Genomic DNA, 13,561 nt, shown 5'->3' on the forward strand with positions numbered 1-13,561 from the left:
GGCGCGTCAGCCCGCCTCGTCCGCGCTGCGCACGACCGACTGCCGGGCCAGCACCTCCGCGACTGCGCGCAGGTACGACGGGACGTGGAGCAGGAACGCGTCGTGGCCGCCGTCGGTCGTGTGGTCCTGGTGGTGCTCGGCGGGCAGACCGCGGGCGGCGAGGTTCGCCTGGATGTAGCGCGCGTGGTCCGGCCCGTAGAGGCGGTCGGAGTCGAAGCTGAACAGGTGCACCCCCGGTCTGCGCAGGAACGGCGCGCACGGGCGGTCGTCGGCGAACGCGTCGAAGCTGTCCATCGCGTTCATCAGGTACAGGTAGCTGTTCGCGTCGAACCGGTTGACCAGGCTCTCGGCCTGGTGCTCCAGGTAGCCCTCGACGGCGAACGGACCGGTGGTCACCGATGGGCTCGTGCCGTTGGTGGCGCGTCGCTCGCGGCCGAACTTGCGCGCGAGCAGGTCTTCGGACACGTAGGTGAGGTGGCCGACCATGCGCGCCGTGCCGAGACCGGCCGCCGGTCCGCCGCCCGGTGGGTACCGGCCACCGCGGAACTCCGGGTCGGACCGGATCGCGGTCCTGGCGACGGCGTTCCAGGCGAGGTTCTCCGCGGTGTGCCGGGCGGTGCCGGCGACGATCAGGAAGTCCTCGGCGTCGTCCGGCGCGCGCAACAGCCATTCGAGGGCCTGCATGCCGCCCAGCGAACCGCCGATCACGGCACGCAGCCGTTCGATGCCCAACTCGGCCACGAGCGCTCGGTGCACGGTGACCATGTCGGTGATGCCGATCATCGGGAAGTCCGGTCCCCACGGCGTGCCGTCCGGGCCCGGTGAGGTGGGGCCGGTGGTGCCGGAGCAGCCGGCGAGCACGTTGGCGCACACCACGAAGTACCGGTCGGGGTCGACCGGGCAGCCGGGTCCGACCATGTGCCGCCACCACCCGGGCCGGTCGTCCGGGTGGTGGGCGGCCGGGTGCGAGTCGCCGGTCAGCGCGTGGCAGATGAAGATCGCGTTCGACCGGTCGTCGTTCAGCTCGCCGTAGGTCTCGTACGCCACCGTGACCGGTGCGAGCGTCCGACCGGATGCGAGCTCCAGCGGGTGGGCGTCGTCGAACAACACCACCGTCCGCACAGTGCCGTCCGGGCCAGTGCCGTCCGGGCCAGTGCCGTCAGGGACAGTGCCGTCCGCGACGCGCGGGCTCGGCACGGCGCGGGACCTCCGCGCGCCCGCGACCAAGGCGACGAGCAACGCTCCGCTGAGCGCGCCGATGACCAGGAACGACACCCGGCCGGTCAGCTCGTACAGCGCCACGCCCACTAGCGGACCGAGGATGTTGCCGATGTCGGAGACCAGGCCGAACAGCCCGAACGCCTTGCCCTGCCGGGTCATGGCCGACCGCAACTCGACGACGCCCCGGCGCGCGGTCAGGTACAGCGCGGCCTGGCCGACCATCAGCACGACGAAGCACACCGCCACCGGCCACACCTCGGCGCTCGCGTACAGCCCGGCCGTGCCGATGGCCGCGAACGCCAAGCCGATCATGGCCAGTGGCACCAGCCCGAGCTTGCCCGTGTAGCGGCCGAGCAGCCAGCTGACGACCCCGAACGCGGCCAGCCCGGTGGCGAAGACCAGCGAGATGGCACCCCGCGCCGACTCCTGGCCGTCGGCGCTGAGGTAGAGCGGCAGCACGGGTTCCAGCGCCGAGTAGGTGAGGTTGGTGAACAGGTCGAGCGCACCGAGCGCCAACACCCAGGTCCACCACCGGCCGGTCGCCGTGCCGGTCGCGGTGTCCTCCGACTGCTCCTCCTCGACCGGCGGCGGCACGTCGCGCGGCACGGCCCACCGCAGCCCGAACGCGGTCACCGCGGTCACCGCCGCACCGAAGAGGAACAACGCGTCCAGGCCGAACGGCGCCGCGATCCCGGCCGCCAGCGGGCCGAGCAGGAAGCCCGCCACCGCGAACGTCCCGAAGTTCCCCGTCATCCGGCTGGTCGGCAGGTCGTAGCGGCGGCACAGCGCGGTCATGCCCGCGTACAGGGCCGGGGTCACCAGACCTTCACCGATGCCCCAGAGGGCGCGCCCGGCCAGCAGCAGTGCCGGGTCGCGGGCAACCGCCGTGACGACGATGCCCGCCGCGGCGATGAGCAGCGCCACGCACCCGACGTCGCCCGGCCGCCACCGGTCCACCCACATCCCGCCGAACGGCTGGGCCGCCGCTTTCGCGCCCGCGAAGACCGCGAAGGTCAACGCGACGACGGTCGGGTTGGCCCCCGCCCGTTCCTCCAGGTCCGGCACGAACGGGATGAGCAGCGTGTAGGAGGCGTTGACGCTCAGCAGCGCGCCGAACAGCAGTGCGGCGCGGCTTCCGCCGGGGCTCATCCCCGGCCCTCGATGTAGGCCGCCAGCACGCGGTGCATGTCGGCCAGGGCCGTGGCCAGCGCACCGTCCGGCGCCGGCGGTCGGTCCGGCGAGTACACCAGCGCCCACAGGTCGGTCCCGGTCAACCCGTGCCGCTCCTTGAACCGGTAGTTGTCCCGACCCCACTCGATCCGCCGGAACCCGTTGGCGTAACCCCATTCGAGGCAGCGGTACATCAGCGCCACGTACGTGCTCAGCTCGGTGAGGCCCGAGTAGTCGACGCCGCCGCACAGGAACGTCACCTCGGCGTCGTGCCGGAAACCGAAGAACACCCCGGCGATCCGGTCGGCCACCCGCGCGACGGCCACCAGGGCGCCCGGCGTCCGCAGCAGCGCGTGGAGGGTGTCCTCGTCGTACAAGGCGGGCCAGCCGTGCTCGTCGGTGGTGCCGACGACCAGCGGCAGGGCCGACGGCACCAACCCGTGCGCCTCCGGCCCCTCGACCATGTCGATCCGCAGCCCGCGCTCGTCCGCGCGCCTGAGCCGTCGCCGCACGTCCTGGCGGAGCTTCTTGGGCAGCCCGCGGAGGTGGTCGTCGAAGTCGCCGGACAGCTCGCAGCTGTACGTGCGGTCGAGCAGGACCCGCCCGGCCGGTGGTCCGACCGCGTCCTCCCACGTGGCCGCGGCGTCGTCGGTGAGGTTCGGCGCGATCAGCAGGTCCGCGTCGCCCGCGTCGATCCACTCCATCGCGGTGGCGTGTGCGCCGCGGGCCAGCGCTTGCGGGAAGGCGCCGCGCTTGGTGTACATCGAGTAGGTGGAGCCCGCGAAGACGTGGCGGCTCCCGAGCTGGGTCTGTGCGGACTGGGTGACGTACCCGTGCCAGAAGGGCGAACTGGTCAGCGCGTAGAGCGGGAGCACCTGTCCTTCGGCGTGCACGTAACCGTGGCGCACCCGGCGCTCGATGCCTGTCGTCTCCCACATGCCCAGCCATCCGGCCGAGTCGTAGAGGCACCCGGACACGACCCTCTCGGGTAACTCGCCGAGCAGCGACCAGCCTTCGGCGGTCCTCGTGGCCGTCATGTCCGGACCCTCCGCCCGGCCCGCGACAAGCCCACGTCGCTCCGCCATAACGTCAACACACGCAATGTTCCCCCATGCGCCACGTTGTTCGTCCCGTGCACCACGTGCTGAACCGGTCGCGCGGTCGTTCGGTGGACGTGGGCGAGCCGGCTCGCAACCGTCGCAGACTACAGGCGGCGCAACCGGAATGCCCTATGCACGCAACGGAATGGTGCGGTGTGGCACTCCTGGGTCCCGGCCGTCCCACGGGTCGTCGCGGTGGCTCGCGCAGCCGGGAATCGGCTGGATGGCCGCTGCAGTCGCCATGCACGCTGTGCCACGATGATGTCACCGATTGTGTCGGTCGGCGTGATGGGAGCGGTGGGTGCTGGCCGTCCAGGTGCTCGGCCCGATCATGGCCTGGCGCAACGACACCGCGCTCGCCCTCGGTCCCCCCGGCCGCAAGGCCGTGTTCGCGTTGCTGGCCCTCGCGCACGGCAAGCCGGTGACCCGAGCCGAACTGGTCGACGCGCTGTGGGGAGACCGCCCGCCGGCCAGCGCCGCCAACATCATCCACACCCACGTCAAGCACCTGCGGCAACTGCTCGAACCGGCGCGCGGCGCCCGCTCGCCGAGCACGACCATCCCCACCGTGGGCGACGGGTACGCGCTCGACGTGCCCCCGGACGCGGTGGACGCGTTCCGGTTCCGTTCGCTGGTCGCGCGGGCCACCTCACTGGCCCCCGACGAGCTTCGGGAGGCCGCCGACCTCCTGTCCCAGGCCCTGGCGTTGTGGCACGGGCGTCCGCTGGCCGACGTGCCGCTGCTGGCCGCCCATCCCGGCGTCGCCACGTTGGCGGGCGAGCACCGGGCGGCGCTGGCCCGCTACGCCGAACTGATGACCGCCGTCGGCGCGGCGCGCGACGTGCTGCCCGCGCTGGTCGAGCACGTCGCGGCGCACGGGCTCGACGAGGCGGTGCACGCGTTGCTCATCCGCGCGTACACCGCGGCCGGTCAGCGGGACCGGGCGTTCGACACCTACCACGGGATGCGGCGGCGTCTCATGGACGAGCTCGGCGTCGGCCCCGGACCCGATCTCACCGCCGCGTACCTCGATGCGCTCGAAGAGACACCCGTCGCCGGCGCTGCCGCACCGGGGGAGGCACCGCTCGCGTCGTCCGGGGTGAACCAGTTGCCCGGCGACGTGTTCGGCTTCACCGGCAGGCAGGCGGAACTCGCCGAACTCGGTCGGGTGCTGACGTCCGAGCGGACCGGGGTGCCCATCGTCGTCGTGTGCGGCACCGCGGGCGTGGGCAAGACCGCGCTCGCGCTGCACTGGGCCCACCGGGTCCGATCCGACTTCCCCGACGGGCAGTTGTACGTCGACCTGCACGGCTACGACTCGCGTTCGCCGATGGCGGCGGAAGACGCCCTGGGCCGCCTGCTCGACGGCCTCGGCGTCACCGGCACGGACGTGCCGGTCGACCCCGATCAACGCGCCGCGCGGTACCGCGCCGAGCTCGCCGACCGGCGGGTGCTGGTCGTGCTGGACAACGCGTCGGCGGTCGACCAGGTGCGGTCGCTGCTGCCCGGCGCGTCGAGCTGCCTGGTCCTGGTGACCAGCCGCAGCAGCCTGGCCGGTCTGGTCGCGCTGCACGGCGCCCACCGGCTCGACGTGGACCAGTTGCCGGAGCCGGACTCGCTGGCCCTGCTGCACACGCTGATCGGCGAGCGGGTGCGCCGGGAACCCGAAGCCGCGGCGGAGTTGGTCGCGCGCTGCGGCCGGTTGCCGCTCGCGCTGCGGATCGTCGCCGAGTTGGCCGCGTCCCGGCCGGCCTCCACGCTGGCCGAGCTGGCCGGCGAGCTGGCCGACCGGCGACACCGGCTGCGCGTGCTCGACACGGGTGACGACGCCCGTGCCGCCGTGCGGACCGTGTTCTCCTGGTCGTACGAGCAGCTGCCGCCCGAGGTCGCCCGGGCGTTCCGGCGGCTGGGCCTGCACCCCGGCCCGGACGTGACGCCGTTCGCGCTCGCCGCCCTCACCGGCACCGACCCGGACCAGGCCCGCCTGTCCCTGGAGGTGTTGGCGCGCAACAGCCTCGTGCGGCGCGTGCCCGGCGGCCGGTTCGTCGTGCACGACCTCCTGCTCGCCTACGCCGAGGAGCTGGCGGGCGAGCACGACCCGGCGCCGGAGCGGTCCGCCGCCGTCGACCGGCTGCTCGCCGACCACCTGGCCACCGCCTCGGCGGCGATGGACCTGCTCTACCCGGTCGACCGCCCGCACCGACCCGACCTCACCGTGACGCCATCGCCCGCGTTCACCACCGCCGACGCCGCACGCGCCTGGCTGGACGCGGAGCGGTCGACGCTCGTCGCCCTGTGCCGTGCCGCCGAGCGCGACGACCGGCCGGGCTACGTGGTCGACCTGGCCGACACCCTGTACCGGTACTTGGAAAGCGGCCACTACGCGGACGCGTCGACCATCTACGGGTGCGCGTCGCGCGCCGCCCGGCGGGCCGGCGAGGACGCCTTGCTCGCCGTGGCGCTGACCAACCTGGGCGCGCTGCGCCGGATCCTCGGCGACTACGAGCGGGCGGCCGGGCACCTGCGGGAGGCGATCCGGCTGCATCGGCGGACCGGTGAGCGGCGTGGCCTGCCGCGCGCGTTGTCGAATCTCGGCGTCGTCCAGGAACGGCTCGGCGAGTACGAGGAGGCGGTGTCGCTCCAGCAGGAGGCGCTGGACGCGCACCGGCGTGCGGGCAACCGGCACGGGGAGGCGGCGGCGCTGCTCAACCTGGGCAACGCGTACAGCCGCCCCGGTCACCACCACCGCGCCGCCGAACACCTGGAGCGCGCGCTGGACCTGTTCCGCCGCCTCGACGACGCGGGTGGCCAGGCCAGCGCGCTGGCCAACCTCGGCGACGTGTGCGCGACCCTGCGGCGCTACCCGGACGCCGTCCGGCACCTGTCCCGGGCACGGGAAGTGTTCCAGCACATCGATCACCGCTACGGCGTGGCGGTGACGCTGAGCAACCTGGGCAACGTGCACGTCAGGCTCGGTGACTGGGCCCAGGCGCACCGCTGCTTCACCTCCGCCATCCAGACGTTCCGGGACATCGGCCACCGGTACGGGGAGGCGAGCGCCCTCAACGGCCTCGGTGAGGCCCTGCGGGCGGCCGGTCGGTCGGACGAGGCCCTCGCCGCGCACGCCGACGCGCTGCGGATCGCCACCGAGACCGGCGACCAGGACGAGCAGGACCGCGCCCGAACCGCCCTGGGCAGCGCCCGCAGGCAGGCGTGAGCACGCGATCGCGGAATCCTGCCAGGCACGGCGGGTCGGGGCGTGGCGGAGAGTCGTCGCGCGGTGCTCGTGCCAGACGCCGGGACCTGGCGGTGGTCGCGTCGTCCACTCGCCGTCCAGACCTGGTCCAGAGCCGTTGTCGAGACTTCCGTTGGTCGAGACGTGACGGCCGGGCCCGGATGTCCGCGGTTGCCGTCACCCGCCGTCCACCTCGGGGGGAGAGCCATGTCAGTTCGGCTGGGCCGTGTCGCACACGACTGGTGCGCGGTCGAGTCAGGCAGGATAACCGCGCTGCTCGAACGACGTGGACAGGATGCCGGGCCGGTGGTGTTCGGCGCCGGTTTCGGCCCGTCGGGCATCCCGCACATCGGCACGGTCAGCGAGGTCGTCCGCACGTCGTTCGTGCGGCAGTCGTTCGAGGAGACGACCGGTCGGGGCACGCGGTTCGTCGTGGTTGCCGACGACATGGACGCCCTGCGCAAAGTGCCGGACAACGTCCCTGCGCGAAGCACGTTGGCGGCCTACCTCGGCATGCCGTTGCACCGGGTGCCGGACCCGTGGGGCCAGGCGTCCAGCCTCGCCGAGGGCATGGTGGACCGGCTGCGCCGGGTGCTCGACCTGATGGAGGTCGACTGCGAGGTCGTCCGCAGCTCCGACCTCTACCGGGCGGGCCACCACGATTCGACCATCCGCGCCTTCCTCGCGGACTTCGCCGAGGTCAACGCCCTCGTCGGCCGTTCGGTGGGAGCTTTGAGGCGCAGGTCGTACAGCATTGTGATGCCGCTGTCGCCGACCACCGGCCGGGTGATCGAGCACACGCGGGTGCTCGCCGTCGATCCCGGGCGAGGCACCCTCACCTACGAGATTCCGAAGGACGTGGTCATCCAGCGCCCGGGGTTGGACTACGGCCTCGAACCGCACGAGTACTACGCGGGCGAGCCGATCGGCGAGCCCGTGACCGTGTCCGCGCTGGGCGGCGGGTGCAAGTTCCAGTGGAAGGCCGACTGGGCGCTGCGCCTGCTCAGCGGTGACATCGCCTACGAGATGCACGGACAGGACCTGACGGACTCGGCCCGGGTCGTCCGACAGGTGTTCGGACGGCTGCGCCGCGAACCCCCGGTGCTGTTCGAGTACGGGCTGTTCGTCGACGAACGGGGCCGGAAGATCTCGAAGAGCGCGGGCAACGGCTTCGCCCTCGACGACGCGGTCGACTGCCTCACCCGCGACGGTCTGCGGCTGCTGCTCTACCGCGGGCCCCGCCGACCACGCCGGTTCGACCTGGCGTCCGTGCCGCGCGTCGACGACGCGGTGCGCCACGAGGCGCGTCTCGCCCGCGAACCACGCCGTGGCGCGGGTGCCCGGTTGCGGCTGCGGCGGATCGGCGCGACGACACCGCCGAGCGGACCGCGGTTCGCCTCCCTGGTGCGGGTCCTGGCCGCGTGCGCACCGGTCGACCACGCCGGCGCGGTGGCGTTCGTCGAGCGGGTCTTCCCGCCGGACCGCCGTCCGGACCCGGAACTGGTGGCGCGGGCGTGGCGCTTCCACGTCCGCGCCCGACCCGCACCCGAGCCGGTCGTCCTCGACACGGCCGCGACCACCGTGCTGCGCCGACTGGCGGACGCGCTGGCGTCGGCGCCGCACGCCGATCCCGGCGCCCTGCTGCACAAGGCGCTCGAAGGCAATCCCCACGCGTACCGGGTGCTGTACCTGGCCCTGCTGGGCCGGCCACGGGGCCCGCGGCTGGCCACCTGGCTGCGGATCACCGGGGCGCGGCGCTCGCTCGCCCTGGTCCGGGACGCGCTGTCCCGCCCCGTTTCCCCGTCCGTCCATCCCGAAGGTGGTACGCCGTGACCCGCTCCGCAGTCCGCTCGGCCCTGGTCGACTTCCCCGCTGTGCAGGACCGAGCGCGTGCCTTCGCCGCGACCTTGCGTGAGCGCACCGCGGAGATCGTGCGCAGCCTGTCCGGCTACCAGTGCGCGAACGTGGCGATCGACGAGATCGAGCGGTCCGTCGACCTGCTGCACAACCTGCACCTCAACCGGGAGCACTTCCGCGAGAAAGTGGGCGCGGTGACCACGTTCCTGCCGTTGAACCAGCCCCTGTACGCCACGGTGTGCTTCGGCGTCGTGCCGTCGTTCATGGCCGAGGACACCGCGCTGCGTCCGCCAACGGCGATGCACCCGCACTACCGGGCGTTGGCCGACGTGCTCGACCTGCCGGCGCACTTCCCGGAACTCCACGTGTCCTACGACGACAAGGAGGAGTTCGTCGCGCAACGGGCGCACCGCACGGACGCGGTCGTGTTCACCGGCACGCCGGAGAACGCGGCGAAGGTCCGCCGGTCGTTCCCGCGGCGAACCCTGTTCATCCTCAACGGTTCCGGCCACAACCCGCTCGTGGTCACCGAGACCGCCGACGTCGAACTCGCCGTCGCCTCCGCGCTGCGGGTCGTGCTGTACAACCAGGGGCAGGACTGCGCCGGTCCGAACGCGATCCTGGTCCACCGACACCGCCTCGTGGAGTTCCGCGAGACCCTGTTGGCGCGGTTGCGGGACGTGGAGCCCCGCGTCGGCCCGTACGCCGACCCCGCCAACGTGGTGGGGCCGAACACCGACCCCGACCACGCGGTGAAGATGGTCCGCAGGTTCCGCGACGACCGCGGGTTCTGGGTCTACGGCGGCGAGGTCAACCCGGCCAGCGGGATGATCAGACCCACCGTGTTCGAGAAGGAGCTGGCGCTGGGCGGGAACTTCCGCGAGTTCTTCGCCCCGGTGTTCTTCCTCCAGCCCTACGACGACGACGCCGGGCTGCGCCGCTACTTCGAGGACCAGCGGTACGCCGCCAACGCCATGTACGTCTCGGTGTTCGGCGACAGCCCCTACGTGAAGTCCCTGCTCGACACGCCGTCACACGACGCGGACTCGATCCTGTGGGACACCGACCTGCATCTGACGGAGCGGGGGTACCTCCCGTACGGCGGACAAGGGCCGGCCGCGTCCTGCCTGTACGTGGACGGCGTCCGGGTGCCGGGCGCGACGCTGCCGCAGCGCGACATCCACCGGCACCTGGTCGCGCGGCGGGACAGTCCGTGCTGAGCGGACGCTGGGAGCCCGTCGCCGCGATCTGCACCGTCGCGGTGGTCGGTCTGGTCACCGGCCTGACCGTACCGCTCGTGTCGTTGCGGCTCAGCGGCGCAGGCGCGACGGCCGCCCTGATCGGGACGGCCGCCGCGCTGCCCGCGGTGGGCATGCTCGCCGCGGTGCTGTGTCTCGGCCCGCTGACGTGGCGGTGGCGGATCAAGCCCCTGCTGGTGGTCGGGATGACCGGTTCGGCGGTGAGCACGGGGCTGCTCGCGGTGACCGACGGCGTCCCGGTGTTGCTGGTGCTCCGGTTCGCCGTGGGGGTGTTCGCCGGGCTGCTGCTCGTGCTGGGTGAGACCTGGATCAACGCCATCACGGCAGAGGCCACGCGGGGGCGCTGGATCGCCGTCTACACCTCGGTGTTCACGCTGTGCCAGGTGTCCGGCCCGGGGTTGCTGGCGCTGTTCGGCTCGGCCACGGGGTGGTCGGTGCTGGTCGCCGTGCTGACCCACGTGCCCGGGATCGTCCTGCTGGCCGTCAGCTCGTGCGAGATCGACGGGTTCAAGGCCGGGAAGCCGGCCGCGTCCCTGAGGTTCGCGCGGTCGGCGCCGACCATCGCGCTCGCGGTGCTGATGTTCTCCTTCTTCGACGGCGCGGTGCTGGCGCTGCTGCCGCTGTACGGCATCGCACACGGGCACACCGAGGCGATCGCCGTGCTCATGGTCGCCGCGGTGTTCGCCGGTGACGCCCTGCTGCAGGTGCCGTTGGGCTGGTGGGCCGACCACGTCGACCGCCGCCGACTGCACCTCGGGTGCGCGGTGGTCGTGCTGGTGCTGGCCTTGGGCATGCCCGTGCTGCTGGACGTGTCGTTGCTGATGTGGCCCGCCTTGGTGGTGCTGGGCGGCGCGGCGGGCGGCGTCTACACGCTCGGGTTGGTGCGCATCGGCCAAGACTTCACCGACGACGAACTGGTCGACGCCAACGCCGGCGCCACCGTGCTGTGGGCACTGGGCAGCCTCATCGGCCCACTGATCGGCAGCGCCGCGCTGAACCTGCTGCCGCCGGACGGCCTGATGCTCGCCCTGGCCGCCGTCACCATCCTGTTCCTGACCGCCGCCATCGCGGACTTCCGCGTGCGGGCGCGGGCGCAGATGTCGCGCTGAGCGGTTTCGCCGGAATGCGGTGACCGTCCCGGCCGGGTCGCCGGGAAAGTCGACCCGCCGCGCGTCACCCCTGTCGTGCCGCTTACATGTCCCATGTGCCGCTCGAAAGTCATCGCTACCGACCCGCGGGGCATATCGACGCACCGACTCGCAGAATCCTTTGCCTGCGCCGGCCCCTCCGGCGGCCGACCCGCCCCGCAGCGCCCGAGCGTCGGCACCGGCAAACCACGTTCCACGTCGCCCTCCGCACCGCCCGCTCGCGAGACGCATCCCGCGCAGGAGGAGCCGACTACCCGCCGCCGAGCGAACACGGCCATGACCGCGGTCGACAAGTCGTGGGACGACGAGCCGGACGCCACCCACTGTCCTGCCCCCGCGCCGGCAGGCATCCTACGAGCAGCGATCACCAAGTAGGCTTGAAGTGGCACCAGGAAACACTCTGCCCCACGGGCATCCCAGCGCCTTGAGCGAATCGCCAGAATTTCGAGTAGGCAAGCCTTGATGACTGACCAAGCGTCACGCTCACCGTCCATTAGTGCTCATCACCACCCTTCATCTGCAGTTTATGTACGAGGTGGGCGTAGTCGAGCGGTGTGCGTGCCCGGCGATTTCACCGTTCAGCCCGACCTCCACCTACCCTCGCCATCCGGGCGTCGCCGAGACGCGTCAGAGGTCGAGCACCTCGTTGGACGCGTCGGCTGCCGTTGCTCAGCTCCGGTGGGTATTGGCAGCTCAAACACGGGAGCCGGACAAGGGGCGATGGCTGTGACCACAGCACGGCGTCTGGATGGCTACACGCTGGACGATTGGGAGAGCCTTGAGCCTGCCGAGGGACATCGGGTGGAACTGGTCGACGGGCGTTTCGTCGTGAACGCCGCGCCCTCGGTCCGGCGCCGGCGGGTGGCGGACCGGCTCTGCCGGCTGCTGGACGACGCGGTGGCACCGGAGGGCATGGAGGCCCTGACGGCGGTCGGTGTGCGCATCCGAGAGGGGTTGGCCTACATCCCTGACGTGGTGGTGGCGACCGAGCGGGTCGAAACCACCTCGGTGGATGTCGACACTGTCGCGCTCGTCGCCGAGGTCGTCAGCCCGTCGACCAAGAAGACCGACCGGCTCGAGAAGCCCGCGGCGTTCGCGGCGGCCGGGGTACCGGCGTGCGGGACGATCGTCGAGCAGTTCTTCGACGAGGAGTACTCGCGGCTGCGATCGGGGGAGGGACAAGCGGCCGGCGTCCGCCAAGTTGTCAGCGGCGTTGGCCGGTCCTGACCGTCGGATCGACGCCATCGTGCTCGGCGAGTTCGGGCGTGGGTTCGCGGGCCGTCAGATCTGGCAACTCGCGAAGGTGCTCAAGAAGCGTGGCGCGCAACTGTGGTTGCCGGAGACCGACGGGCCGGTCGAGGTCGACGACCCGGAGCACCGCAACCTGATGCGGATGTTGGCCGCGCAGTCCGAGCGCGAAGCCCTGCGCAGCCGGAACCGGTCGCTGGAGGCGATGCGGGCGCAGACGTGCGAACAGGGACGCTGCTGGGCGATGATGCCGGACGAGGTGTCGCCGCAGCCGTAGGAGGCGGTGTTGCGCAGATTCAGCCTTGCGTCGGTGATGGTCTTTCCCTCTAACGCCGAGGTGTCGAAGGCCAAGTAGGCGCGCTTCCTGGCATTCCACTCCTCGGCGATGTAAGCGCCGGCCCAGAGCTGATCGCCCGTCGGCTGGGTGTACCCCCTCATCGTCGATCCAGGTGTCCGCCGAAACGGCAACGGTGGCGGTGCGTCCGGTGGGTGGTGTCTGCGGCTCGGCGACCACGGTGACGTAGCGCCAGTGCGACCAGTCCGAACTGTCCGCGCCTGCAGTCTGCTGGTGGTGCTGGACAACGCTCGTGACACCGACCAGATCCTGCCGCTCCTGCCCGGTAGCAGCACGTGCACCGTGCTGTTGGTAACCCCGGATATCGGGACCTGTGGAGTCCGGGTGCTTGGTACGTGTTCCGGGTGTCTGAGGTCAGCCCGGGGCGGGTGGTTCTTTGATCGCGCGACGAGGCTTTGTGGTCGTGGTCCGGACCGGTGGTGTTGCAGTGCCGTGGCGCCACGTGGTGACGAGCAGGGCAAGTCGTTGTGGGCGGTCAGCGTCGGCGAGGATCCAGCAGATCGCGATGATCGGCACCACGATGGCGATGATCAGCAGGGCTGCGCCGACCCAGCCTGCCGTCAGCGCGGCGGCCACTGCGCCGCCGGTGCCGCCCGTCATGCCGATGGTTTTGACGGTCCTGGGTGATGGCCGTTTCATCGGTCCCCCGCTCGGCGTGCGTCGACTCTCAGTGTCACCGCGAGCCTGGGGGCAGCGATCAGGACGAGGGTGAGCAGTTCGATCCACCTCTGGATGCGAGGCGTTCGGTCGGCGCGCAGGTCCGACATCCATGCGGCCCACTCTTCGCGGTATTGGTCCCGTACGTGGGCAGGGAGTAACCAGCCGGCACCGGTGACAGCACGAGAGAACCGCAGGGAACGCCTTGCGTGGGAGGCTGCATTCCCCTGAGCTTTGACGACTTCGGCAGCGACGACTTGGGCAGCACGGGCGGCGAGGCGATTGACTCCGCCGCCACCGCTGCCGGCGAC

9 protein-coding genes are annotated in these 13,561 nt (G+C 71.9%); 6 read left to right on the forward strand and 3 right to left on the reverse strand.

From position 1 onward, the window contains the following. Positions 1-6: 6 nt before the first annotated feature. Together RIN75_RS34345 and RIN75_RS34350 are read right to left on the reverse strand one after the other, a co-directional pair. Positions 7-2,370 (reverse strand): homoserine O-acetyltransferase, encoded by a 2,364-nt coding sequence (locus RIN75_RS34345; protein ID WP_309116250.1) that lies wholly within the window; start codon positions 2,368-2,370, stop codon positions 7-9. After that, complete coding sequence (locus RIN75_RS34350) at positions 2,367-3,428, reverse strand: GNAT family N-acetyltransferase (protein ID WP_309116251.1); 1,062 nt, start codon at positions 3,426-3,428, stop codon at positions 2,367-2,369. Before RIN75_RS34350 ends, RIN75_RS34345 begins: the two co-directional genes overlap by 4 nt. 364 nt (positions 3,429-3,792) lie before the next feature. Here RIN75_RS34350 and RIN75_RS34355 point away from each other — a divergent pair, with 364 nt between their 5' ends. From RIN75_RS34355 to RIN75_RS34380, 6 genes are all read left to right on the forward strand, one after another. Next, a complete protein-coding gene (locus tag RIN75_RS34355) occupies positions 3,793-6,708 on the forward strand; it encodes a tetratricopeptide repeat protein (protein WP_309116252.1) in 2,916 nt (971 codons plus the stop codon). A 225-nt stretch (positions 6,709-6,933) separates the two neighbouring features. After that, complete coding sequence (locus RIN75_RS34360; protein ID WP_309116253.1) at positions 6,934-8,559, forward strand: hypothetical protein; 1,626 nt, start codon at positions 6,934-6,936, stop codon at positions 8,557-8,559. Beyond that, complete coding sequence (locus RIN75_RS34365) at positions 8,556-9,803, forward strand: aldehyde dehydrogenase family protein (RefSeq protein ID WP_309116254.1); 1,248 nt, start codon at positions 8,556-8,558, stop codon at positions 9,801-9,803. The genes RIN75_RS34360 and RIN75_RS34365 overlap by 4 nt, the downstream gene beginning before the upstream one ends. After that, the gene (locus tag RIN75_RS34370) at positions 9,797-10,951 is read left to right on the forward strand and encodes an MFS transporter (RefSeq protein WP_309116255.1); all 1,155 of its coding nucleotides are present in this window, start codon (positions 9,797-9,799) and stop codon (positions 10,949-10,951) included. Before RIN75_RS34365 ends, RIN75_RS34370 begins: the two co-directional genes overlap by 7 nt. 765 nt (positions 10,952-11,716) lie before the next feature. Beyond that, on the forward strand, positions 11,717-12,217 hold the full coding sequence (locus tag RIN75_RS34375; RefSeq protein ID WP_309116256.1) for a Uma2 family endonuclease: 501 nt from the start codon (positions 11,717-11,719) through the stop codon (positions 12,215-12,217). After that, entirely contained in the window at positions 12,204-12,515 is a 312-nt protein-coding gene (locus RIN75_RS34380; protein WP_309116257.1) for a hypothetical protein, read from the forward strand. Before RIN75_RS34375 ends, RIN75_RS34380 begins: the two co-directional genes overlap by 14 nt. Positions 12,516-12,947: 432 nt before the next feature. Here the strand turns inward: RIN75_RS34380 and RIN75_RS34385 are convergent, their stop codons facing one another. Further along, positions 12,948-13,193 carry a hypothetical protein gene (locus RIN75_RS34385; protein ID WP_309116258.1) on the reverse strand — a complete coding sequence of 82 codons (246 nt, stop codon included), beginning with the start codon at positions 13,191-13,193 and terminating at the stop codon, positions 12,948-12,950. Positions 13,194-13,561: the final 368 nt, after the last annotated feature.

Source organism: Saccharothrix sp. (assembly GCF_031180885.1).
Classification (GTDB): Bacteria; Actinomycetota; Actinomycetes; order Mycobacteriales; family Pseudonocardiaceae; genus Actinosynnema.

What these genes read in the sequence shown, in the direction of transcription:
- RIN75_RS34345 (WP_309116250.1), bottom strand. Translation starts at nt 2,370, where the DNA reads ATGAGCCCCGGCGGAAGCCGCGCCGCACTGCTGTTCGGCGCGCTGCTG.
- RIN75_RS34350 (WP_309116251.1), bottom strand. Translation starts at nt 3,428, where the DNA reads ATGACGGCCACGAGGACCGCCGAAGGCTGGTCGCTGCTCGGCGAGTTA.
- RIN75_RS34360 (WP_309116253.1), top strand. Translation starts at nt 6,934, where the DNA reads ATGTCAGTTCGGCTGGGCCGTGTCGCACACGACTGGTGCGCGGTCGAG.
- RIN75_RS34385 (WP_309116258.1), bottom strand. Translation starts at nt 13,193, where the DNA reads ATGACGGGCGGCACCGGCGGCGCAGTGGCCGCCGCGCTGACGGCAGGC.